This window comes from Streptomyces sp. NBC_01454, from assembly GCF_036227565.1.
Classification (GTDB): domain Bacteria; phylum Actinomycetota; class Actinomycetes; order Streptomycetales; family Streptomycetaceae; genus Streptomyces.
Genome location: NZ_CP109460.1, coordinates 8023430 through 8045084, shown reverse-complemented (window position 1 = coordinate 8045084; position 21655 = coordinate 8023430). Strand labels below are relative to the sequence as shown.

The following is a 21655-nucleotide window of genomic DNA, read 5'->3' as shown; positions in this document are numbered from 1 at the left end:
CGTCGTCAGGACGCGGTTGAGGTGGCGAGGGCGCCCTTGGCCAGCCGGTGCCGGAGGCGGCGGACGGTGCGGGAGTCGGGGTGCCGGCCGGCCCACATACCGAGGTAGAAACCGGCGCGCAAGGACAGCGGCCGGGCGCAGATACGGGGTACGAGGGCTTCCAGGAAGGCGGCCAGTTCCTTGTCCGCGTCCCCTGTCAGCAGCCAGCGCCGCAGCAGGTCCCAGGCGCGGGTCGAGCTGTGCTGCCCCATCAGGGCATGGCGCCAGAGGCGGACCAGGGCGTCCGCCCGGTCCGGGTCGGTCATGGCGGCGTCGGCCAGCACGGGCCGGTCGCGGTGGTCCGGGCCGGCGCTGTAGCGGCTGAGGATCAGCAGGGTGCGGATGGCGTGCCGGGTCGGATGGTCGTTGTCCGAGGCGATCCAGTGGTCCAGGGCGTCGGACGTCGGGCCCGGGGCGACGGTGAGGAAGAGCCAGGCCATCGAGAAGGCCACCGAGCTGCTGAACGCCAGCTCCGGCCGGGTACCCAGTTCGCGCAGCGCCCAGAGGGTGTCGGGGACGTCCTGCGCGCCGACCAGGGTCCCGTACGCCCGCGCCGCGCTGTCCTGGAACTGCCACCGGGAGCTGCTCAGCCAGCTTCTGATCTGCCCGCGCACCCGCGGTACCAGCCGGGGGTCGTGGGCCGCCATCTCCAGGGCCAGGGCGGCGCACTGGCGGTAGGGCGCGGACTTCACCCCGGCCCAGGTGCGGATCAGGTCCCGGTAGACGCTGTCGAAGTCATGGCTGAGCAGGATCCCGGCGATCTGGGCGGCCCGTACCCGGATGCGTTCCAGGGGCCCGGCGACCAGCGCCGTCAGCCACTCCAGCAGGGGGTGGCGCAGGCTGTCGTAGTCGTGCCAGACGACCTCGATGACGGCGTGCATCAGCTCTTCGTCCACGAGCCGGGCGCACCGGGGGTTGTCGTCGGCGCGACTCCCGGACACGGGGTCCACCGCCTCCGCGGCGGCGAGCATCTCCGGCGGGATCAGCTGGTCCAGCTCGCGCTCGAAGACGTGGTTGGCGGGCGCCAGTTCACGGGTCTCGTAGCGCGGCAGCACGGACGCGCTGAGCAGCTGGCCCGCCTCGAAGACATCGGCGAGCGGCAGGCCGTGGAAGAAGGCGTAGGCGATGCGGAACGCCTGGCGGTGCGGGTCCAGGACCGAGCCCGGCGCGGTCTCGGTGGGGACGCGCAGCAGGTGCTTGGCCAGCCGGCGCAGCCGGTCGCGCCACTGCCCGATGACCTCGGCGAGGCTGGTGTCCTCGCAGTGCACGCTCTGGGCCAGCACCTCCGCGAACTCCACGACGCTGCGGACGGACACCGCCCCGTCGAGGGTGCGCTGCACCTGCGGTGACTCCAGCATCCGGGCGGTGAACGCGGTGGTGTGCCCGGTGCTGCACTCCGGGTCGGTGCAGGCGCCGGGATGCCCGGCGAGCAGCCGGCGCAGATGTACCGCGAGGACCTCGCCGAGAGGCGGGCGCCGGTGCGCGAAGGCATGGGGCCGCAGCCGGTCCGGGTCCACCCGCGCCAGGTCGCCGAGGACGACGACGAAGGCACGCCGGGTGCGGGCGAGATGGCCGAGCGTCTCCAGCGTCGACAGCTTCACCTCCCGGTCGTCGAGGTCGATCACGAAGCCGTCAGGGGTGAGCAGTTCGTCGGCCCGCCGGCAGACCTCCTGCAGGAAGCCCGGGGCCTCGCTGTGCAGAATGTTGAGGCGGTCGTCGGGGCAGCAGCCGGCGAGCAGCGTCAGTGCCGTGGACAGCCGGCCGCTGCCCGGCTTCCCGGCGAGCAGCAGCACATGCTGTGCCGCGAGCCGGGTGGCCATCTGTGTCTGCTGGTCGACGTCCAGATGGCAGTCCAGCTGCTGCGCGACCGTCAGCGAGGGGACGCCCAGCGTCTGGACGTCGACCCGGGTCTCCCCGCCGAGGGTCAACTGCTCGGCGTAGAAGGCGGGGCCGCCGCCCTGGGCGACCGCGCTGCGGCTGAGCCGGCTCAGGGAGATCTGCTGCCGGGCCTCCTGGTAGCGGGAGAAGGAGCCGCCCTCATCGGTCTCCCGGCGTGGGGCCGCCCGTTCCGTCTCCGGGGGCGGGACCCGGCCGGCACCGCTCGTGACCGGCGCGTCCTCGGCCCGGGCGGCAGCGGGAGCCTCCGGGCTGTCGGCGGCCGCGGCCGGTCCCGGCTCCGCCGGTGCGGCCGCGCCCGGTGCCGGTTCGTCCGCGATCTCGGACGAGGGTTCCCCACCCGGCACGTCCTCCGGCGCGGCAGCCTCCGCGCCGAGCTGTTCGGTGCCGCTCATGACGTTCCTCCGTTCTTTTCGCCGCCGTTTTCGCCGCCGTTTTCGTTGTAGGTGGCGTTGCCGCCGTGGCTGATGGCGTTTCCCGTGTAGGTGGTGGCTCCGCCGCTCCCGAGGTTGACGGCGGCCCCGTCGCCGAAGGTGAACCCGCTCAACTGGGGGCCGGCGCCGGGGGGTACCGGCGGCGCAGGAGTCGGTTCCGGAGTCGGTTCCGAAGTCGCTTCCGGGCTCACCGGTACGTGCCTGCGCAGTACGTCGGTGATGACGGGGAGGTCGAGGTGGGCGTACGGCACCCGCAGAGGCATGAACTGCCGCTCCGTCAGTTCGGCGAGGTCATCGGGGAGTTCCTCCTTGGTGGGGAGGGTGGCACCGTCGATCAGCACGGGCAGGACGGTCCGGCGCCACTTGAGCGCGGCTGCGATCTCGTCGTGGACGTAGTCGCCCGGTACATCGATCCGGCGGCGGCCGGTGTCGTCGCACTGCGACAGCCAGTTCCGGCCGATGAGCACCAGCAGGACCGAGCAGCTCTCCAGGGCGCACCACAGGTGGGGCGGGAAGTGCTCGCCCGGTGCGGTGCGACGGCGGTCCCGGAACACATTCTCCGGTCCGAATACGCCTTTCAATTGCTCGTCGAGCAGGACGGCCGCGGTGGCGCCGTCGCCGGTCCGGTAGTTGATGAAAACGCCGGCCATGATGTGCTGCCTTTCCTCACGGGTACGGAGTGGATTGCGGCAGCCGCACAGGGCAAGGCCCGGCAATGCTGTCGCGCCACAGGGGGATGAAGCCGAGATTCACAGGCGTTTCACGCGCGGTCAACGCGTTGCCCTCGGCCTTTTGGGCGGGCAACGGAACACCACGGGTACGCGGGAGTACGGCTCTTCGGCGGCCTTGCGTGGAGCCGGGCTCGCCGGTGAAAAGGTCAGCCCGGAGTTCCGGGCCCGATCCGGTGGGTGCGCAGACCGATCGCGAGCTGTGGAAGGGTCTGCCGAACGGTCGAATTCTTTGGCCAACGATTGAGGACGCGACTCAGCCGCAGAAGATCGGCGCGGATGGTCGCCGAGTCGATGAGGGCCACATGAGCGGCGACCAATTCGGCGATCGCGCAGGCCTGTTCGATTTCCCCGACGTTCGCCAGGGCAAGCGCCAGCCGGGCACCATAGCGGGCTCTGGCCCGACGGGATTCTGCGGGAATGGCGTCCAGTCCGTCCCCGAGCAGGGTGACGGCCTCCGCCGGAGAGCCGAGGTCGTGCAGGCACCAGCCGGCGACGAAGGCGGTCAGGTCCGGCAGATGGATGCTGCCGAGGACCGGGTCCGTATCGTCCGGCGGGGCCGCGCCGGACGTGAGCTCCGCGCCGCGGTCGAGAGCCCGGCGGCAGGCCTCGCGGTCCCCGACAAGGGCTTGCCCCTGTGCCTCGCGCTGGGCGGCCAGGCCGCGGATACGTGCGCTGCGGGCCTGCTGACCGGCCAGCCGTGCCAGCTGGACGGTGGCCGTCGAATCGCCGGTGTACAAGGCGAGTTCGGCCCGGCGGACCAGTGCGTAGGCGGCGAGCTCGTCGTCACCGCCGTCCGCGGCCAGCTGCACCGCCTGCTCGGTCCACCACAGCGAGGCCGCGTCGCTGCCCGCCTCCTGCGCCATCCACCCGGTGTACTCGGCGAACCGGGAGGCGAGCCGGAGCACCACGCCACGGTGCGCGGGCCGCGCCTGGTGCGCCATGCCCCGCAGCGCGCTGGTGGCCGCGATGCAGAGCTGCGCGACCACCGCCGGCCCGAAGAGCTGGCCCAACCGGCGGAACTCGTCGAAGACATTGCGGAAGTAGGGCAATGCCGCATTCGTCTCCGCGCTTTCGAGAAGCGGAGGTGCGAGGGACCAGCTCACAATGGTGGCGGGACCGGCCCCGCCGAGCGCCGTGGGATCGAATGCCACGAAGTCGCTCTCGCCGCCGGCCTGCATACGCAAGCTCCAGGGCGTACCGACATCAGCTTCAGGGAAGGGCGCCTTGTCGGCACTGCGCTCGGGTGCGGAAATCAGGCCGCTGAGTTGCCCACCGGCATTGAGGGCACTGTCGCATAACTGGGCAAGATCGTGACTGGGCGTCTTGACGCCGCGCTCGATCTTGCTCAAGTGCCCTTTGGAAAAGCAAATCAGAGTCGCCAGTTTCCCCAGAGACAGCCCCGCTTCGGTCCTTCGCCGGCGTAACTCCGCCCCGAAACCCACCGGAATACTCTGCACCCCGCTCGCCCCCCTCGTCGCTCGCGACCGGTGAAGGGAGTGTGCCACGCGTCAGTCCAACTTTCACATACCCTTCACGAATTGTGTTGCTATCGGTTTCATCACGCTCCGCTTCCTGCCGGGGAAACAATCTTCCCCTCCGGACCCGCAGGAAGGCCCCCGTGCGCGACGGGCCGCTTCGACGCCGCAGGCGGTTCCGCAACGGTGCCCGGCCGCCGGCCCCCGGCGGGCGGCCGGCATCCGAGACACCCCCTCCAACTGCCGCTCACCGCCTACGTGTTCACGGTTTTCCTGCGCCTGAAGGGCTCCGGCGCCGACGACGGCTGGATACCGCCGCCCACCGGCGCCACGTTTATCGCTCGTTGATCAGCGGAGCGTTTGCTGAGTGGAGCGGTACTCGGCCGAGGGTGCGGTGTTCCCGTCCCTCGGCCGACGACGACCGGCGCGACCACGCAGTGCTCGGGCAGACGTGCACGGGCCGCAGGGAGCTCGTGCGCCACCGCTGCCCACTGACCGGACACAGAGGAATCCGCAAGGGGGAGAACGCAGATGAGGCATCGCAACAGAAAACTGAGGTCGCTGATCGCAGGGGCGAGTGCCGGACTCACCCTCGGCCTGTTGGGGACCGTCCCCGCACAGGCCGCATCGGAGCAGCACGTCCCCGGCCACTCGCACTCCTGCAAGGACGCCCCGGTGTCCTGGCACGCAGACAACGGCAACGACGGCACCCCGGTGTCCGAAGGACAGTAAGCCCGACCGGCTGCGGTGCGGAGCCCTGTGGGAAGAGCAGGGTGACCGGTGACCCGGATCCGGCGCACATCCGGGAGGGGTGGGCTGCCGGGGGCAAGGCGCCGAACGACCAAGCACCGAACGACAAGGTGCGGAACGGCAACGCGCCGAACGACAAGGTGCGGATCGGCAACGCGCCGAACGACCAGGTGTTGAACGGTCAGCTGATGAGGTCCTGCGGGCGGAGGTAGCCCGCGGGACGCTCGTGTTCGCCGAACCACCGCCCGGCGGGACAGAGCTCCGGACTCATCAGCCGGTGGCCCGAGTTGTCCGCCCCCTGGCGGCACCGGAACAGACCGGCGGCGTCGAGCATGTCCCACGGGAGGACCATCAGGGGCAGGGGACCGTCCAGTGATCATGTACGGAGTGTTCAGAGCCGCGTCATCCGTTTCGGCGACGGGCTGGAGTCCCGCAGGCCGGCCCGCACGGAGTCCCGCCGTCCGGCGGAGGGGGCGGAGACCCTCGACCACGCGGGTGGCCCGAACGGCCCGTCCACGCGGTGAGCGGCCGACTCCCACCCCGAACTGAGGGAAACCCTCCAAAACCACCCCCGCATTACTGTGCCCGCCGAGCCGATCATGAGCCGACGCGGGGTCGCAGACTTGCCGGGTGCGGTACACCTGCTCCTGGCGGCCGCCGCTTCCCCACGACGACCCGAAGGACGTGCGTCATGAGCGAACGCGTCATCACCCCACGCAGCCGCGGCTTCCTCTTCCTCGACTCCCACCCGGCCGGCTGCGCACGCCTGGTGGAGGAGATGTGGCAGGCCGTCCCCTCCCCCGAGCACGTCCCGGACACCGCTCCGGTGGCTCTCGTCGTGGGCTCCTCGGCGGGCTACGGGCTGGCCGCGACGATCGCCGGCCTCGCCCGGGCGGGGATCCGCGGCATCGCCGTCTGCCTCGAGAAGGCCCCCACCGAGCGGCGCACCGCCACCGCCGGCTGGTACCGCACCGCCGCCACCGCGGAACTCGCCCTTCGGCACGGTCACGAGATGGTGTTCCTCAACGGCGACGCCTTCTCCGACGAGATCAAGGACCAGGTCGCGGACCTGCTCCGGGAGCGCTTCGGCCGCCTGGACCATCTGGTCTATTCGGTGGCCGCTCCGCGGCGCACCGACCCGGACACCGGTGCCGCCCACACCTCCGTCCTCAAGCCCATCGGCGAGGCGTACCGCACCAAGACCCTCGTCTTCGACGGGGCGGGGACGCCGGAGGTCAAGATGGTGGAGACCCCGCCGGCCGAGGGCGACGACATCGAGCAGACGGTCGCGGTGATGGGCGGCGCGGACTGGGAGCGGTGGGTCGGCCACCTCGCCGACCGCGGTCTGCTCGCCGACGGTTTCACCACCGCTGCCCTCTCCTACATCGGATCCCCGCTGACGGACGGTATCTACCGGCAGGGCACCATCGGCGCCGCCAAGTCCCACCTGGAGGCGACCGCCCGTAGGCTCAACGAGCGCCTGGACAAGCTGGTCCGTGGTCGCGCGGTGACCTCCGTCAACGGGGCCGCGGTCACCCAGTCCTCCACCGCCATCCCGGGCATCGCGCTCTATGTGGGCCTGCTGCGCGGCGCCCTCGGCGAGGGCATGGTCCCGCCGATCGCCCAGCTGGCCGATCTGTGGGACCAGCTCACGGGCGTCCGGCCGCTCGATGTCGACGAGGACGGCCGGGTACGGCTCGACGCCTGGGAGCTCAACAGTGCGGTCCAGGCCGCCGTCACCGAGCGGTGGGAGACGGCCACCACCGAGACCATCACCCGTCTCGCCGACCTCGACTGGTTCCACGCCGAGGTCCAGCGGCTCTACGGCTTCGCGGTGCCCGGCGTCGACTACAGCGCCCCCACGGCCACGCAGATCCCCTGGCCGGACACCACTTCCTGAACTCCTGAGAGCTCAGTTCCCGGTGATGGCACGCTCAGGGAATGCGCGGGAAAGGCATTCGCCGGCTTGTCGGGTGAGGAATTACCTGCTCTGGGTAACTGGGCGACCCTGCCGGGTGGTTGACCGTCCCCGGTTTCGCTCGGCTACGACACCGTTCGGTCCGCGGCAGATTTCACCGTCAGGGAATTCGGACGACCGGACGCCGCCGCCCCTCAAGCGGGTTTCGCGCACTCGTGACACCTCGGTCGACGGTGATCTCCCGAACGACGGGAGAGAGGAGAGAGGAGAGAGGAGAGAGGAGAGGGGAGAGGGGAGAGAAGAGACGGGAGACGGGGGACCGGGACGGGAGAATATCCCGACTGCCCATCAGGTGGCCGGCTTCCGCATGCGGGGCTGACGACAAGCCGGGCGCTGTCGAATGGGCCGCCTCATCGCCCGTCCGGCCGGCTGATCAGCCGGCGAATGGGGCGGTCAGCCCCGGCGACCGCCGCGCCGGACGGCGGTGCTGGCGGGCCGCGGCGCGGCGTCCGCCGACTGGCCGGAACCCGTCCGCCCCACCTCACGGGGGATGGTCGCGGTCACGGTCTTCCCGCTCGGCCCCCTGCTGACCTCGACGGTTGTCGCGATACGACAGACCATCGACCAGCCGAACCCGCCGCCTTCTCCCGTGACGTCGGGAGTGCGGGGGCGGGGCAGCACAGGGCTGGTATCGCCCACGGACACCATGATTGTTTCCGGGTCCGCCAGCAGCCGCAGCGTGCAGCTCTTGCCGCCCGCGTGCCGCACGGCATTGGTGACCAGTTCGGAGACGACCAGAATCACCGCCTCCCGCGTTTCCCTCTCCACGGAGGGCTCCAGGCGCGCCATGTACGCGCCCACGAGGTGCCGCGCGGGACCGACGGCTTCGGAATGGCAGTCCAGTTGAAGCTCCAGCACCGGCGACGCGGTGACCGTACGCGGAGCCTCAGCGGTGCTCATGATAAAGCTCACCTCGTATCGCGTCGTGTTTCCTTCAGACCGGAAAGCGTGCCCTCTTCCCGGGGTATCAACCACATATCTTTGATGTCGGACGAAATGGTGCGCTCGTCGCGAGGGTTCGGAAAGATCAGCTCGAACCCGCTCTCGTCCGGGCGGACAACGACGGCCACGGCGCCACGGAACACCCCGAGGGGGCGGAAGCCATACGGCACATCAGCTCACCGAAGGGAGCCACTGTCATCATCCTCCGGACATTCGCGTGCCCGATTCCACCCTCAGCAATCGGGAAATCCCCTGGTTTGCTTCACGGGGCGTCGGGTAAGGGCGGTGAAATTCCGGCCGTTCCACGACCGCGGGAAAGTCTTCCGCACAGGGCTCCACCCCTCCCGGAGGCGCACCGTACCCGCACGGACGGCATCCGCAGAGACGGGATACGCACGGCGACGGCAACAACCTCGGGCCGCGCCCACGCGAGACCACCGTCCCGCCGGACACCGAATATGGACAAATCCTGCATAGCGGCTACAACTCACCATTCTGGATAGCCCGCGTTCCAGCAGGCCCCATTACCCCCGCCCCCTCCCCCGGGCCGACACCACCCGCACCCCCACGAAGATCATCGCGGTGGCCGCCAGGTATCCGAGGACCAGGACCGCGGAGTGGTCCGCTCCGACCTCCGCCGACCAGCCCGTGCCACGCGCCGCGCCCTCGAACACGACGCGATTGACGCTCAGGAAGACCACGTGGGTGCCGATCGCCGCCCACAGCGGTGCGGGGCCCGGTGCCGTCCGTGCGGCCACCAGGGTCAGCCCGAAGACGAAGAGCAGGACCGCGTAGGCAACGGGGTCCTGGCCCGCGGGAGCCAGGCCCACCGGCGGAGCGGCCACGCCCACGGCACGGGACACCCCGGCCTGCACCACCGTGGAGGCCGCCGGCACCAGCAGGAACACCGCCGTCGTCCCCAGAGCCGAAAGCACCCCGCCGAACCGGTCGCGCAACGAGACCCAGGCAAGGCCCCGCAGCGTCACCTCCTCCGGCAGCGCCTCCAGCAGCACGGCCACCACGGCGTTGCCGGCCAGGAACGACGTAAGGGCCGCCGGGTCCGGCTCGGACCAGCGCACCCACCCGAGCGCGGTACCGGCACCGAGGACGGCGACGGCACAGGACACGGTGACGGCCAGGCCGCGGAGGAACCCACGGGGCGCCGAGGACGGGGGGCCGAGCCCCAGTGGACGCCGCCCTGCCGGCCGGCCGGCCCGCAACAGCAGCACGACGGGGACGGCCAGCGCGCTCACCAGTACGGCGGGCAGCAGCTGCCGCAGATACCCCTCCGCACCGACCGTGCGGACGAGCGCCCCGCCCAGGGCGTTCCCCGCTCCCAGCGCCCCCGCCATCACCGCACCACCGAGCAGCGCCCTCCCCCAGGCCCGCACGGCGGATCCCCGGGCCGCTTCCGTCACCGAATCCGAGCTTGCCGCCATCCCCGCTCCCCCCAGGCCGCCGAGGCCTTCGTGTGCCTCCGGCTTCGGCCATGAAAGCCGCACTCCGGCACGCGGGGAACGGACGGCACGTCAAACCGTCCCGCAGCACGATCTACCGCGACCACGGACTACATCCTTCGATCCACCGGCCGTCCGTCGCTGGTCAGAGCGGGCCCGGCCGTACGCGCAGACAGCACAAGCCGCAGCGGCAGATAGACCGCGACGGAGACCAGGAAGGCAACGTAGTAGGCGATATCGGCACCGTGCAGCGCGGCCGCGACCGGACCGACGAACAGGGTGGTGTCCATGAACGGCACCGCCGCGGCGAAGGCGACCACGAAGGCGACACAGGCGGGCCACCACGGCTGAGGGCGGGCGAACTCGGCCTCGACGTCGATCGGCGCACCCTGCCGGGCCCTGGCCCGCAGTCGCGCGTCGACCAGCACGATGCCCACGAATCCGGGGATCCAGTAGCCCACGAACAGCAGCAGGTTCTGGAAGCGCACCGTGGTGTCCGCGTCGTGCAGCCACAGCACCAGCAGAAAGCCGAGTGCGGCCGCGGCGGCCGCGGCGAGTGGCCGCGGCACCCGGATGCCGGCCGTCTGGAGCGCCAGCGAGCCGCTGTAGTCGTTCATGGCGTTGCTGCACACCGCGGCGGCCGCGATGGCCAGCAGACCGAAGGCGCCGAGCGCGCCGCCGCCCAGCAGTTTGTGCACCCCGGCGGCGGTCTGGTCGGTGAACAGCGCCGCGCCCCACAGGCCGAGCGCCTGCACCCAGGCGAAGGACAGCACCATGCCGAGCAGGGAGTACCAGAACATCCGGGGCCCGGACGTCGTACGGGGCAGATAGCGGCTGAAGTCCGAGGCGTAGGGGGCCCACGAGACGGCCAGACTCAGCGCGATGGTGCTGGTCAGGACGAAGGCGCCGAGGCGGTCGGCGCCGTGCGCGGACCCGTGCAGGGGAAGCGGCACACCGGACAGCAGCTTGGCGCCGAGGACCAGGAAGGCGGCGCCCAGCACGAAGGTCATCACCGTTTGGAGCCGGTGGAGCGCTTCGTAGCCGAAGACGCCGACCGCACCCTGGAGCAGCAGGATCACCAGCGCACCGAGCCAGAACGGCCAGCCGAGCAGCTGGGCCAGCGCCTCACCGCCGAAGAGGCCGATGAGCGCGTCCCAGGCGACGGAGGAGAGCCACTGCATGATGCCGGGCAGCGCCACGCCACGCCCGAAGGCCAGCCGCGACAGCGGCAGCTGTCCCGTCCCGGTCCGGCTGCCCCAGGTGCCGAGGTAGGCGGCCGGCACCGCACCGACGAGCGTGCCGAGCACCATGGCGGTGAACGCCGTCCAGAAGTCCAGCCCCAGGGTCACGCCGACCGTGCCGGAGAACACACCGGTCATGGTCAGGTTGGGCGCGAACCATACGGTGAAAAGGCGGGCAGGCTTTCCGTAGCGGTTGTTTTCGGGCACCGGCTCGATTCCGTGCCGCTCGACCGCCAGGTCGCCGGCCCGGGCGGGCATCCGCCCCGCGAAGGCGGATTCTTCGAAGGTCATGGCTCTCCAGGCATCAACAGATGCGCCCTACGGTAGGCGGGCCGCCCGGTGCGCCCGGCAGGGCCCCCTGCCACGGCACCGCCCGCCCCCGGACTCCTCAGGGGGAGGAGACCACCGTCGACGGCACCGTCGAGGTGCCCGAGGTGGCGGCGCCGATGCCGTTGATCACGTGCTCGTACTGGCCCTTGCCCCCGAGGGACACCACCAGCAGGCCGTGGAACCTCACCCCCGGCCTGGCCGGTGCCTCGAAGCCGTGGTCCTGGCGGATCGTGGGATCCACGACGTAATAGCAGTAGCTGCCCAGCCCCCAGCCTTCGTGCGTGGTCACCTCGTCGGCGATCTTGTACGCGGCGTACCCCTTGGTGCTGCCGTTCTGCACCGCGGCCTGGTCGGGCGCGTCATACGCCTTCTCGTTCTGGAAGAAGACCGTCCGCCCCCGTTCGCCGCGCCACTCGACGTCGTACTTGTTGAAGTGCTCGACGAAGAGACCGGTGGCCAGTACGTCGTCGCCGTTGACGCGGACCCCGTAGTCGGCCCGGTTGGTCTCCCAGCCCACGCCGTCCCCGTGGTCGGCCCGCCAGACCCAGGTGTGATCGACGATGGTGTGGTTGCTGTTGATCACCATGCCGGTCGTCGCCTTGCCGGGGCCCGCCCCGCCGATCCGGAGGAACACGTCCTGAACCGTCGTCGGATTCGCGGCGTGATCAGCCGATGCCCCTTCGGGGCCGACCTCCAGCAGCGTGGCCGAGTTGGCCGGGCCGGCGTCGAGGAGGAATCCGGCGAGCCGCACTCCGTCGACGTCGGCGACCTTCAGGGCCGTCACCCCGTTGTCCGGCACCAGGGTCGCGTAACCCAGGCCCAGGACCACGGTGTTCGCGCGCGTCACGGCGAGGGGTTGGTCGACGTGGTAAATCCCGGGTGTGAGCAGCAGGTTGAGGCCCTGGGCCAGTGCGGCGTTGAGGGTCGCGGCGTCGACCCCCGGCTTGGCCACGTAGAACCGGTCGAGGGGAATCGACTCGCCTCTCGGTGTGCCGTTGCCCCAGGTGGTGCCGCGGGCCTGGACACGCTTCTCGGGCAGGAAGACCTTGAGGTCGGCCCCGTCGAGATGCAGGAAGGGCTTTTCGCGGGAGACCGGTGTGGTGTCGAGGGTGGTGTACGGCGGGTCGGGGAAGCTCTGTGCGGGTGCTCCCTCGACTCCCGAGAACACCATGTTCCAGACGGCACCGGACCAGCCGCCCACCGAGCTGTCGCGGGTGTACCACTGCTGCTGCGAGTAGGGGCTCACGGTGCCGTCGATCCGGCTGTCGGCGATATAGCCGCCGCTGGCCCAGCCGTAGCCGTCGGGCGCCAGATTCAGTCCGCCCTTGACGTGCATCCGCCGGAAGGGCGCCGCCTGCGCCACGGCCCACCGGTTGGTGCCGTTGGCCGGACGGAGCGCGAGGTTCTCCGCCGAACGCCAGAAGTTCTGCGTGGCATTGCCGTCGAACCACCCGGCGTCGACGGTCACATCGCCGAGGAACGTCGTGTCGTCGGGCGAGAGTCCGAGCCCCGCGATCGACGTGTAGAAGCCGAGCTGGGCGTTCAGGCCGCTGTACGTGCCCGGCTTGAAGAGCAGTGCGTACCGCCCGTCGCCGAACTGGGCCGACTCCTGCCGCTTGAAGATCTCGTCGAGCTTGCCCTGGATGCCGGGCGTACCGGGATCGAAGACCAGCACCTGGGGGCCGAGGTCGCCCCCGCCCGGCAGCGCGCCGGCGGCAGGCGCCGCCGAGGCACGCGCGGACGGGGCGGGCAGGCCCGCGGCGGGGAGCGCGGCTGCCATCGCGGCCAGCACACGACGGCGTGAAGGACTCGGCGTGCCGGAAGCGGTGGCGTCCGCGGGGGGTGTGGGCATGGCGGCTCTCCTGATTCAGGAAGTGAACGATCGACGTTCATGGGAGCGCTCTCTTGCCCGATGCATGTTCATCCTGTGTGACGGGTGCGTCAAGAGTTCCGGCAGCGAATCAGCGAGGAAACCTGACTTCACATCAATTGGCGGCAGATAAAGCACAGTTGGGATGAAGCACAGTTGGGGCGACGCCGCCGGGCCGGGGAGGGCGGAACGCCTCCGTCAGCCCAGGGCGCGATCGAGGTTGAACGCGGCGCTGATGAGAGCCAAGTGGGTGAAAGCCTGGGGGAAGTTGCCGATCTGCTCTCCGGTGTGGCCGATTTCCTCGGCGTACAGCCCGAGGTGGTTGCCGTAGGTGAGCATCTTCTCGAAGGCGAGGCGGGCCTCGTCGACCCGGCCGGCGCGGGAGAGCGCTTCGACGTACCAGAACGAGCAGATGGAGAAGGTGCCTTCCTCACCCCGCAGGCCGTCCGGACTGTTGCTCGGGTCGTAGCGGTAGACCAGGGAGTCGGAGACCAGTTCCTCGCCCAAGGCGTCCAGCGTGGAGAGCCATTTGGGGTCCGTGGGCGAGATGAACTTGGCCAGCGGCATCATCAGCACCGAGGCGTCGAGGACATCGTCGCCCTCGTGCTGCACAAACGCCTTCCGCTCGGGCGACCAGCCACGCTCCATGATGCGCCGGTAGATCGCGTCACGGGCCTGTGACCAGCGGAGCATATCTGCGGGCAGACCCCGGTGCGTGGCCAGGCGCATCGCCCGTTCGATGGCGACCCAGCACATCAGCTGCGAGTAGAGGAAGTTCTGGATCTTCCCGCGGGTCTCCCAGATGCCTTCGTCCGGCTGATCCCAGTTGTCACAGACCCAGTTGACGAGCGTGCCGACGGTGCCCCAGTGGTCGCTGGACAGCGGCTCCCCCCATTTGTCGTAGAGGTAGAGGGAGTCGATGAGGGCACCGTAGATGTCCAGTTGGAGCTGGTTGACGGCGCTGTTGCCGATCCGCACGGGGGACGAGCCCAAATGGCCCTCCAGATGGCGGAGTTCGACCTCGGGAAGATCGCTGCGGCCGTCGATGCCGTACATGATCTGCAAGGGGGCCTCGGGTCCGTCCCGGGGACAGATGTTCTCGGACAGGAAGTGCACAAAGGACTTGGCCTCGTCCGTGAAGCCCAGTCTGAGGAGTGCGTAGATGCAGAACGCGGAGTCCCGCACCCACGCATAGCGGTAGTCCCAGTTGCGCTCGCCGCCGACCTGTTCGGGCAGGCTGGTCGTGGGGGCGGCCACGATGGCGCCGGTCGGCGCGTAGGTGAGGAGCTTGAGGATGAGCGCGGAGCGGTGCACCATCTCCCGCCAGCGCCCCCGGTAGCGGGACTTCGACAGCCAGCCACGCCAGTAGTGCACCGTCGCGTTGAACAGTTCCTCCGCCTCCATGACCGGGCAGGCCCGCGGCTCCACGCCGTCACCGATCCGGTCGAGCGCGAACACCGCGGCGTCCCCCTCGCTCAGTGTGAACGAGGAACAGGCGTCGGGGCCGTCGATCTCGACCGGAACGCTGGACGTCAGCGCGAGGGAGAGCCCCGGGGAGTCGAACACGGTATGGCCCTGCCGGCCATGCACCGTGTGCGTACTGCGCCCGTAGTCGAAGCGGGGCGCGACCCGGGCGCTGAACGGCAGCGAGCCGCGGACACACAGCACCCGCCGGATCAGCCGGTGCCGGTCCGCCTCACGGGAGTCGTCGACGATCGGCATGAAATCCTGGACCTCGCCCACACCGTTGTCCGCGAAGAAGCGCGTGATCAGGATGTTGGTGTCCGGGAAGTAGAACTGCTTCGTCCGGGCGGGCACATCCGGGGCCAGTTCGAAGGCCCCACCGCGGTCGGCATCCAGGATCGCGGCGAAGACGCTGGGGGCGTCGAAGCGAGTGCAGCAGTACCAGTCGATGGTGCCGTTGGTGCCGACGAGCGCAGCGGTCCGCATATCGCCGATCAGGCCGTGTTCGGCGATGGGCGTGTAGCGCAGCGCATCGGCCTTGCTGGGGCGAAGACTCACACCGGCGGTCATCTGACCTCCCCGGCACTGAGGAGCGGAAACAGTGGATTCAGGTTACCTCCCGGTGGTTGCGGACGGCGAGCGAGCGGCTGCCGGGCGGATGCGGACGCCACCGGTGGCGCCGCAGCCACGGCAGCCGGGTCTGACCACGGATGGGGCTGGCCACGGATGGGGCTGGCCACGGATGGGTCGGGGCACGGATGGGGCGGGGACGGATACGACGAGCCGCAGATACGGTGAGTTACGAGTTGTCGCGCAGGGCACTCGAGTCACGCCGCCCGGCCGCTCTCAGCCGTGCTGCCGCACCAGCAGGGCCCCCAGGGCGGTGCGCCGGTGCAGTGCGGCTCGCCCCGCGCGAGCCGTGGTGATCAGGCCCGCCCCGCCCCGCGAGGCGCGGCGGCGTGGGCGCGGCGAGCGCCTGGTCCGCGCCGGTCGCCCCGTCCGCCGGGAGCGGCAGCCCCGGGCCGGCCGGACAGGTCACCGTCAGGGGACGGTCGGGCAGGTCGGAGAGGAGGGGATGGCCGGTCCAGTGGAAGGTGGGCATCAGCAGGACGCCGCGCCCGCCCAGCTTGATGTCTTGTGCGACGGGCACCGCCAACTCTCATACAAAGTCGCGTAGTTGAGTGCCGGGAACGAGTGCGGTGAGTGTGCGGCACCGCCACCGTGCTCGGCCACGGCCACGGCCACGGCCAGCGCATGGCGGGTGAACTCCGCCTGGTGCAGGTCCTGCACCAGGGCCACACCCCATCGGCGTCACCTCGCTGCATCTGGTCGACCGCTCCCGCCGCGATCCATGGGAGCCCCTCGCCGTGCACCGTGCCCGACCCCCGGATCGCGGACACCCGCTTCGTGCTGGACCAGCTCGCGGTGCCGGCAGCGGGCCGGAACCCGGACGCGCCGGGGCGCCCGTTGCCCAAAGCCCTTGGCCAAGCCCTCGATCTGCGGCAGGTCGGCATCTACGGCCACTCGGTCGGCGGCACCACCGCGGCGCAGGCGATGTACGAGGACCGGCGCATCGGCGTGGCTGATGGTGGCCGGGCGGAACTCCCTGGTCGGCGCGATCGATCCAGCGGTATCGGTACCCCTGGTGCGTAGCGAGGTGTACTCGTTCTTCGCCCGGTATCTGCCGACGCACTGACGGCGGGCCCTCGCCGGCCGTGCCGGATGACGGGCCGTCACCGCCTGCGCCCGGCCGCTCAGCACCTGGCACCGCACGGCCTCGCACCGCACCGCACCGCACCGCACCGCATCGCATCGCATCGGTATGAATTCCGGCCCCGCCTCTCGCCAGGCGCCTCCTCACCGTAGGACCATGGCACGCCGCCTCGCGCGCACGCCTCCCGTTCCGTATGCCGTGCCCTCTGGAGGACCCGGACCATGAACAGACCGCTTGCTGTACGTGGCCGCTTCGCCCCGCTGCTCACCACTGTGCTGCTCGGATTGTGGCTCGCCCTCCCGCCCGGAACGCCGGCGCACGCGGCGAGTCCGTCGAGCGACCCCACGCCCACGGCTGCCGCCGCCGACACCTACTGGACGCCCCAGCGGATGCGGGCGGCGCAGCCGGCGGTCGTCACCCGGACCGCAGGGGCCGCGCGCCCGGCGGCGGACCCGCCCCCACCGAGCCACCCGTTCGACGGCCTCCCGCAGGTGGGGACCTTCTTCTGGACGGACGGGAGCAACACCGGCCGGTTCTGCGGCGGAACGGTCGTCCGCAGCCCGCACGGTGACCTCGTGGTCAGTGCCGCACACTGTCTGCGCTCGCCCGACCCCAAGCGCCAGCTGTCGTTCGTGCCGCAGTATCACGACGGGCAAAAGCCCCACGGGATCTACCCCGTCGACCGCATCTACCTCGACCAGCGGTACTACGACCTCGGCACGAGCGGCGGGGCGCGCTGGGACTATGCCGTCGTGCGGCTCGCCGCACGCGAGGACGGGGCCGATGTGGAGGACGTCACCGGCGGCTTCACCCTCCTCCCGTATCCGGGGTACGACCACCGGAACGTGCGCCTCATCGGCTATCCCGGTAACAGCGACACCACGCACCCCAAACCACTGGACTGCAACTCCTCCACCCACCGGTACACCAGTACAGACCCGGCCGCCCCCGGCGACTTCCTGGAAATTGCCTGCGCCGGCTACATCGGCGGCACATCCGGCGGCCCTTTCCTGGTAAGGGACTTCAGCGGATACGCCCTGATCGGCGTCATCGGCGGTTACCACACCGGCGGTGACTTCCCGGATGTCTCCTACAGTTCATACTTCACCGTCGACACCCTGGCGCTCTATGTGCACGCCGTCCGCGGCGATCCGCCTGCCACGCCCCACCAAGGCGATCAACCGAAGTAATCGCATGCTGAAGACGCCCCAACCGAGCATGCTCGAAATGCCGGACAGGCGGGAGGCGATCGGGGATATCGGGTAGCGGCGCGCGGAGAGACGGGGCACCGGGGTGAACTGACCCACACGGGGCCGGGCGCGACAGATCCAGGTATGGCGACGGCTCCTGTTAATGTCAGCGATGGCGGAAAGCCGGTTTCCACCAGGCCGCAGTGGAAGGTGACGCCCGTTGGTGCCATCGTTTCTCTTGTCCGTACTGAATCGCCTCTTCGGTAATGAGGCGTGGCGCCGGCTTCATGCACAGGCGGCGCTCTGGGTGACGCTGGTCATGACCGCGGTGCTGCTCGGGGGTGCCGCTCTGGTCGTGGTCGCCGAATCCGGTGCGCCGCACGCCAATATCACGTCCTTTCCCAAGGGATTGTGGTGGGCGATCGAGACGGCCACGACCGTGGGCTATGGGGATTTCTATCCGGTCACGCTGTGGGGCCGCATCATCGCTTCCCTTCTGATGCTCAGCGCCATTACGGCCTTCGGGGTCATCACGGCTGCCCTGGCGACCTGGTTCGTCGGCCGGGCCGAGCAGGACCTGGTCCGTCTGGGCAAGACCGTGGGAAGCCATGCGCGTGACGACGCGGAGGCACTCCGTTCGGAGCTGCACACCCTGCATGCGCGCTTCGACCACGTCGAGAACCTCATCCGGGACAAAGGCCCGCACCCCACCACCTGAACGAACCGGCACCACCCGCCAGCCGGCGGGCCGTCCCCAACTCTTTCCGCCGCTCCGGAATCCCGGCAGCAATTCCCCGGCCCCTCCCCTGCTTCGTCGAACTGACCGCGAGGGATGCAGGGTTACACTCACCTGCGGTGTTCCAGCGCATGCCGGAGCCCGGAGAATCCGAGGACGGACCCCGGAACATCCATGGACGGATCCCGGGACATCTTCCGAGTCGACGACGGTGGGTGCGAGGGTGGAGACGGTGGAGCGGTTCAGGGGCCCGTGGTTCGGGCGAATATCCTCTGACCGGACGTTGTCGGATCGTGGCACCGCGCTCGGAAAACACCTCCCCGGCCCACGGGCATTGGGCTGGACCGTGACCGCGGTGTTTTTTGCTGTGTACACCCTGGTCTCGCTGCTCCGGAACGATCGCATGCTCAACGCCGGTTACGACCTGGGGATATTCGAGCAGGCCATCCGCGCCTATGCGCACGGTCAAGCACCGGTCGTGGAACTCAAGGGCCCGGGCTTCAATCTTCTCGGGGATCATTTCCACCCCATCCTGGTGCTCGTCGCCCCGCTGTACCGGCTCTTCCCCAGCTCGGTCACGCTGCTCGTGGTGCAGGCCGCGCTGATGGCGCTGGCCTGCTATCCCCTCACCCGCTGGGCGCACCGGGCCGTCGGGCCGGTCACCGGTCTGGTCGTGGGCTGCGGGCTGGGGGCCTCCTGGGGCCTCGTCACGGGAGTCACCAAGGACTTTCATGAGATCTGCTTCGCGGTGCCCCTGCTCGCCTTCAGCGTGACCGCGCTCGGACACCGGCGCTGGCGGGCGGCGGCGGCCTGGGCACTGCCGCTGCTGCTGGTGAAGGAGGACCTGGGTCTCACGCTCGCTGCCATCGGTGCCTATATCGCCTGGCAGGGGCTGCGCGAGCGCCGTCGGCAGGAAGCGGCGCGGCGGAACTCCCCGCTTCTGCTCGGCCTTGTCGTCGTATGCCTCGGCGCGGCGGGGACGGCGCTGGAGGTTCTGGTCCTGCTGCCCGCCATGAACCCCCGGGGCGGTTTCGACTACTGGCAGCAGATGCCGGGGGAGGCCTCGTCGGCCTCCAGCGCCGTAGGGATCGCTTCGCTCGGGCTCCATCTCTTCTGGCCGCCCATGAAGTGGCTGCTGCTGTTCATGCTCGCCGCACCGACCGCCTTCCTCGGCCTGCGCTCGCCCCTGACGCTGCTGTGTGTGCCCACGCTCGCCTGGCGTCTGCTGGCCGGCAACGAGCACTACTGGCAGCCGAATTTCCATTACAACGCGATCCTGATGCCCCTCGTGTTCGCCGGTTTCGTCGATGTGCTGCACCGGCGGACGGACCTGGTGCCGCCTCCCCGACGCCGCCGGCTCCTCACCTTCTCCGCCGCCTTCACCGCGGTCACCGCGGCGGTGTATCCGCTCCACGACCTGGTGCTCCCCTCGGCATGGCGCACCCCGGCCCATGTCCGCACGGCGGAGCGGCTGCTGGCGCGCATACCCGACGGGGACACCGTCGCCTCGTCGAACCGGCTGGCACCGATGCTGACCGGACGTGCCACCGTCAGCCTTGTCTGCTTCGGTACCGGCCCCGACCCCGCGTCGCCGACCGCCCTGCCGGCCGATCCCCCGCGCTGGGTGGTCTCGGACCGTCGTGATCCGACCGTCAAAACCCCCTGCCCGGAGGCGCGGACCCAGCGGATGCTGCGGCTCTATCGCGCGCACGGCTACGTCCGGGTGGCCGAGGAGGACGGGATCACCCTGCTGCGCAGGGGGTAGCGGCGCGGGGCATTCCGCCCGGCGTCCGCACCACCGGTGCTCTCCCGCTGCGCACTCCCGATGAGCGGTCCGACCGGCGAACGGCCGCCCCGGACGACGACGCCACCTTTAAGCTGGTGAGCATGATCAATTCCGCCGATGTCCGTCGTATCGCCCTCTCCCTGCCCGAGACGGTGGAGAAAGAGGCATGGGAAATGCCCACGTTCCGGGTCGCCGGGAAGATGTTCCTCACCGTCCCCGACGACGAGACATCCGTCGCCGTGCGGTGCCCCATTCATGAGCGGAAGGAATTGATCGCGGCGGAACCGGAAAAGTTCTGGGTACCGCCCCACGAGGCCGGCTCCCATTGGGTGCGGGTGCGGCTGTCCGCGCTGGAGGACATGGACGAACTGCGGGACATCCTCGTGGACTCATGGAAGCAAGCAGCTCCGACGCGGCTCTTGGATGCCTTCCCCGGAAATGGCTAGGAAGCAGTCGGCCAGGATTGGCGAGAGATGCGTCACTCGCGGCGTCGGAGATCGCTCCAGTCCAGTGCCTGGGACGCCGTGCGCTGCGAATGCTCCGCGGCCGCACGGGCTTCGGCGAGGATATCGCCGTGCTCCTCGACGAGCTCTTCGTAGATGGGGGTGTGGCCGGCGGTGTGCGTGGAGGTCGTCATCTCAATCCCATTCCCTTGTGATTCGGGTGCGGCTCAGTAGGTTCTTGCCGCCCTGGGAACTAGGGAGCACCACGGTGAATACCTGGTGCGCAAAGGGAGGATTTCCCCACGTGCGCCGCTCCCCCGTGCGGCGCTGGACATCGTGTCATGACCGCGGCGAGCACGCAAAGATCAGCTCAGCCGCTGAGACCGTTGCCGATTGCACGGATTGCGCGGGTAATGCCTGCATAGCGCCGGTGTGAAGGCGGCAGATCCGGGTGCGGCCGCTGACACAAGTGAAACAGATAACAGGGCCCGGCCGGCACCCTCGGGAGAAACCGGATGAACCCTCTCCCCCGCGCGGGGCGGTCGACCGTGCGGCCGGTTTCTCCCTCGTCCGCATCCACATGTCCGACCGCCCCCAGGGCCGTCCGAATTGGCGAGAACCATCCCCCGCCAGGGCTTCTTCGGTGAAGATGAGCCCATGCCGAGGACAGGCCCCCACAAGGCCCGGCCTCGTCCTGCCGCTTGTCGATATATCAACTGGAGGCCACCCCGTGGACGAGGCGCCGTACGTAAGGTTTCAGGCGACCCGGCGCAGTCCCCGCGGCCACTTCCCCGGCATCTTCGCCCTCGCCAACGGCCTCGCGCGGGACGGCAGGCTGAGCGAGGAGCAGTACCGCTTCTGGCGCGCCGGGAACGACTGGTACGACGCCCACTACCCCAACCCCTCCGATACGGATCCCACCGTCTACGACCGCGAGCTGAACCCCGGAGCGGTGGCCTGGTTCAAGACCTCCGCCGTACGCCTCATCGAGCGGGTGGACGGCTACTTGGAGCTTCTGGCCGCGCATGACGTGGGCTGCGAGCGCGTGGAGTCCGCCAACCCCGGAAAGATCATTTACGAGGACGCCGAGCAAGTCGTCGTCGTGCCCTGGGAGAACGAGCGCTACCGGTCCCGGGACGCGGCCAGGCAACCGGACGCCTCCTGAGCCGCTCCCCTTCG

The 21655-nt window shown here is 70.0% G+C and carries 20 protein-coding genes; 8 read left to right on the top strand and 12 right to left on the bottom strand.

The features are described from left to right. Window positions 1-5 precede the first annotated feature (5 nt). From OIU81_RS35285 to OIU81_RS35275, 3 genes are all read right to left on the bottom strand, one after another. The gene (locus OIU81_RS35285) at window positions 6-2330 is read right to left on the bottom strand and encodes a hypothetical protein (RefSeq protein ID WP_329154381.1); all 2325 of its coding nucleotides are present in this window, start codon (window positions 2328-2330) and stop codon (window positions 6-8) included. Then, window positions 2327-3019: a toll/interleukin-1 receptor domain-containing protein gene (locus OIU81_RS35280; protein ID WP_329154380.1), complete on the bottom strand. Its 693-nt coding sequence runs from the start codon at window positions 3017-3019 to the stop codon at window positions 2327-2329. Before OIU81_RS35280 ends, OIU81_RS35285 begins: the two co-directional genes overlap by 4 nt. A 227-nt stretch (window positions 3020-3246) precedes the next feature. Beyond that, window positions 3247-4557, bottom strand: a complete 1311-nt coding sequence (locus OIU81_RS35275) for a helix-turn-helix domain-containing protein (RefSeq protein WP_329154379.1) — start codon at window positions 4555-4557, stop codon at window positions 3247-3249. Window positions 4558-5106: 549 nt separating this feature from the next. On the opposite strand from OIU81_RS35275, the gene OIU81_RS35270 reads away from it, so the two are divergent. Next, window positions 5107-5307 (top strand): hypothetical protein, encoded by a 201-nt coding sequence (locus OIU81_RS35270; RefSeq protein WP_329154378.1) that lies wholly within the window; start codon window positions 5107-5109, stop codon window positions 5305-5307. Between the two features lie 199 nt (window positions 5308-5506). Here OIU81_RS35270 and OIU81_RS35265 read toward each other — a convergent pair whose 3' ends face one another. Further along, entirely contained in the window at window positions 5507-5677 is a 171-nt protein-coding gene (locus tag OIU81_RS35265; RefSeq protein ID WP_329154376.1) for a hypothetical protein, read from the bottom strand. 339 nt (window positions 5678-6016) lie between these two features. Between OIU81_RS35265 and fabV the strand changes: the two genes are divergently transcribed. Then, window positions 6017-7225 (top strand): enoyl-[acyl-carrier-protein] reductase FabV, encoded by a 1209-nt coding sequence (fabV, locus tag OIU81_RS35260; RefSeq protein WP_329154374.1) that lies wholly within the window; start codon window positions 6017-6019, stop codon window positions 7223-7225. A gap of 471 nt (window positions 7226-7696) precedes the next feature. Here fabV and OIU81_RS35255 read toward each other — a convergent pair whose 3' ends face one another. From OIU81_RS35255 to OIU81_RS35225, 7 genes are all read right to left on the bottom strand, one after another. Continuing rightward, on the bottom strand, window positions 7697-8203 hold the full coding sequence (locus OIU81_RS35255) for an ATP-binding protein (protein ID WP_329154373.1): 507 nt from the start codon (window positions 8201-8203) through the stop codon (window positions 7697-7699). 8 nt (window positions 8204-8211) lie between these two features. After that, window positions 8212-8373 carry a hypothetical protein gene (locus OIU81_RS35250; RefSeq protein WP_329154371.1) on the bottom strand — a complete coding sequence of 54 codons (162 nt, stop codon included), beginning with the start codon at window positions 8371-8373 and terminating at the stop codon, window positions 8212-8214. Between the two features lie 396 nt (window positions 8374-8769). Next, complete coding sequence (locus tag OIU81_RS35245) at window positions 8770-9684, bottom strand: CPBP family glutamic-type intramembrane protease (protein ID WP_329154370.1); 915 nt, start codon at window positions 9682-9684, stop codon at window positions 8770-8772. A 128-nt stretch (window positions 9685-9812) separates the two neighbouring features. Continuing rightward, a complete protein-coding gene (locus OIU81_RS35240; protein ID WP_329154369.1) occupies window positions 9813-11234 on the bottom strand; it encodes a purine-cytosine permease family protein in 1422 nt (473 codons plus the stop codon). Between the two features lie 97 nt (window positions 11235-11331). After that, window positions 11332-13125, bottom strand: a complete 1794-nt coding sequence (locus OIU81_RS35235; protein ID WP_329154367.1) for a coagulation factor 5/8 type domain-containing protein — start codon at window positions 13123-13125, stop codon at window positions 11332-11334. Between the two features lie 216 nt (window positions 13126-13341). Then, window positions 13342-15177, bottom strand: coding sequence for a glycoside hydrolase family 15 protein (locus OIU81_RS35230; protein WP_329154365.1), 1836 nt, complete (start codon window positions 15175-15177; stop codon window positions 13342-13344). Between the two features lie 229 nt (window positions 15178-15406). Then, window positions 15407-15757, bottom strand: a complete 351-nt coding sequence (locus tag OIU81_RS35225) for a hypothetical protein (protein ID WP_329154362.1) — start codon at window positions 15755-15757, stop codon at window positions 15407-15409. 53 nt (window positions 15758-15810) lie between these two features. On the opposite strand from OIU81_RS35225, the gene OIU81_RS35220 reads away from it, so the two are divergent. The 5 genes from OIU81_RS35220 (at window position 15811) to OIU81_RS35200 (ending at window position 20479) form a co-directional block, all read left to right on the top strand. After that, window positions 15811-16260: a hypothetical protein gene (locus tag OIU81_RS35220; RefSeq protein WP_329154361.1), complete on the top strand. Its 450-nt coding sequence runs from the start codon at window positions 15811-15813 to the stop codon at window positions 16258-16260. Window positions 16261-16542: 282 nt separating this feature from the next. After that, window positions 16543-17511: a trypsin-like serine peptidase gene (locus tag OIU81_RS35215; RefSeq protein ID WP_329154360.1), complete on the top strand. Its 969-nt coding sequence runs from the start codon at window positions 16543-16545 to the stop codon at window positions 17509-17511. A 223-nt stretch (window positions 17512-17734) separates the two neighbouring features. Continuing rightward, the gene (locus OIU81_RS35210) at window positions 17735-18229 is read left to right on the top strand and encodes a potassium channel family protein (RefSeq protein WP_329155582.1); all 495 of its coding nucleotides are present in this window, start codon (window positions 17735-17737) and stop codon (window positions 18227-18229) included. Window positions 18230-18602: 373 nt separating this feature from the next. Beyond that, window positions 18603-20012, top strand: a complete 1410-nt coding sequence (locus OIU81_RS35205) for a DUF2079 domain-containing protein (protein ID WP_329154358.1) — start codon at window positions 18603-18605, stop codon at window positions 20010-20012. Between the two features lie 122 nt (window positions 20013-20134). Then, a complete protein-coding gene (locus OIU81_RS35200; RefSeq protein ID WP_329154357.1) occupies window positions 20135-20479 on the top strand; it encodes an MmcQ/YjbR family DNA-binding protein in 345 nt (114 codons plus the stop codon). 32 nt (window positions 20480-20511) lie between these two features. Here OIU81_RS35200 and OIU81_RS35195 read toward each other — a convergent pair whose 3' ends face one another. Next, window positions 20512-20670, bottom strand: a complete 159-nt coding sequence (locus tag OIU81_RS35195) for a hypothetical protein (protein ID WP_329154356.1) — start codon at window positions 20668-20670, stop codon at window positions 20512-20514. Window positions 20671-21206: 536 nt separating this feature from the next. Here OIU81_RS35195 and OIU81_RS35190 point away from each other — a divergent pair. Beyond that, window positions 21207-21641, top strand: a complete 435-nt coding sequence (locus OIU81_RS35190; protein WP_329154354.1) for a hypothetical protein — start codon at window positions 21207-21209, stop codon at window positions 21639-21641. Window positions 21642-21655: the final 14 nt, after the last annotated feature.

Excerpts from the sequence above, each read along its gene's own strand:
- OIU81_RS35245 (WP_329154370.1), bottom strand. The coding sequence starts at position 9,684 with ATGGCGGCAAGCTCGGATTCGGTGACGGAAGCGGCCCGGGGATCCGCC.
- OIU81_RS35255 (WP_329154373.1), bottom strand. The coding sequence starts at position 8,203 with ATGAGCACCGCTGAGGCTCCGCGTACGGTCACCGCGTCGCCGGTGCTG.
- OIU81_RS35235 (WP_329154367.1), bottom strand. The coding sequence starts at position 13,125 with ATGCCCACACCCCCCGCGGACGCCACCGCTTCCGGCACGCCGAGTCCT.
- OIU81_RS35195 (WP_329154356.1), bottom strand. The coding sequence starts at position 20,670 with ATGACGACCTCCACGCACACCGCCGGCCACACCCCCATCTACGAAGAG.
- OIU81_RS35265 (WP_329154376.1), bottom strand. The coding sequence starts at position 5,677 with ATGGTCCTCCCGTGGGACATGCTCGACGCCGCCGGTCTGTTCCGGTGC.
- OIU81_RS35270 (WP_329154378.1), top strand. The coding sequence starts at position 5,107 with ATGAGGCATCGCAACAGAAAACTGAGGTCGCTGATCGCAGGGGCGAGT.
- OIU81_RS35230 (WP_329154365.1), bottom strand. The coding sequence starts at position 15,177 with ATGACCGCCGGTGTGAGTCTTCGCCCCAGCAAGGCCGATGCGCTGCGC.
- OIU81_RS35280 (WP_329154380.1), bottom strand. The coding sequence starts at position 3,019 with ATGGCCGGCGTTTTCATCAACTACCGGACCGGCGACGGCGCCACCGCG.
- OIU81_RS35285 (WP_329154381.1), bottom strand. The coding sequence starts at position 2,330 with ATGAGCGGCACCGAACAGCTCGGCGCGGAGGCTGCCGCGCCGGAGGAC.
- OIU81_RS35240 (WP_329154369.1), bottom strand. The coding sequence starts at position 11,234 with ATGACCTTCGAAGAATCCGCCTTCGCGGGGCGGATGCCCGCCCGGGCC.
- OIU81_RS35215 (WP_329154360.1), top strand. The coding sequence starts at position 16,543 with ATGAACAGACCGCTTGCTGTACGTGGCCGCTTCGCCCCGCTGCTCACC.
- OIU81_RS35200 (WP_329154357.1), top strand. The coding sequence starts at position 20,135 with ATGATCAATTCCGCCGATGTCCGTCGTATCGCCCTCTCCCTGCCCGAG.
- fabV (WP_329154374.1), top strand. The coding sequence starts at position 6,017 with ATGAGCGAACGCGTCATCACCCCACGCAGCCGCGGCTTCCTCTTCCTC.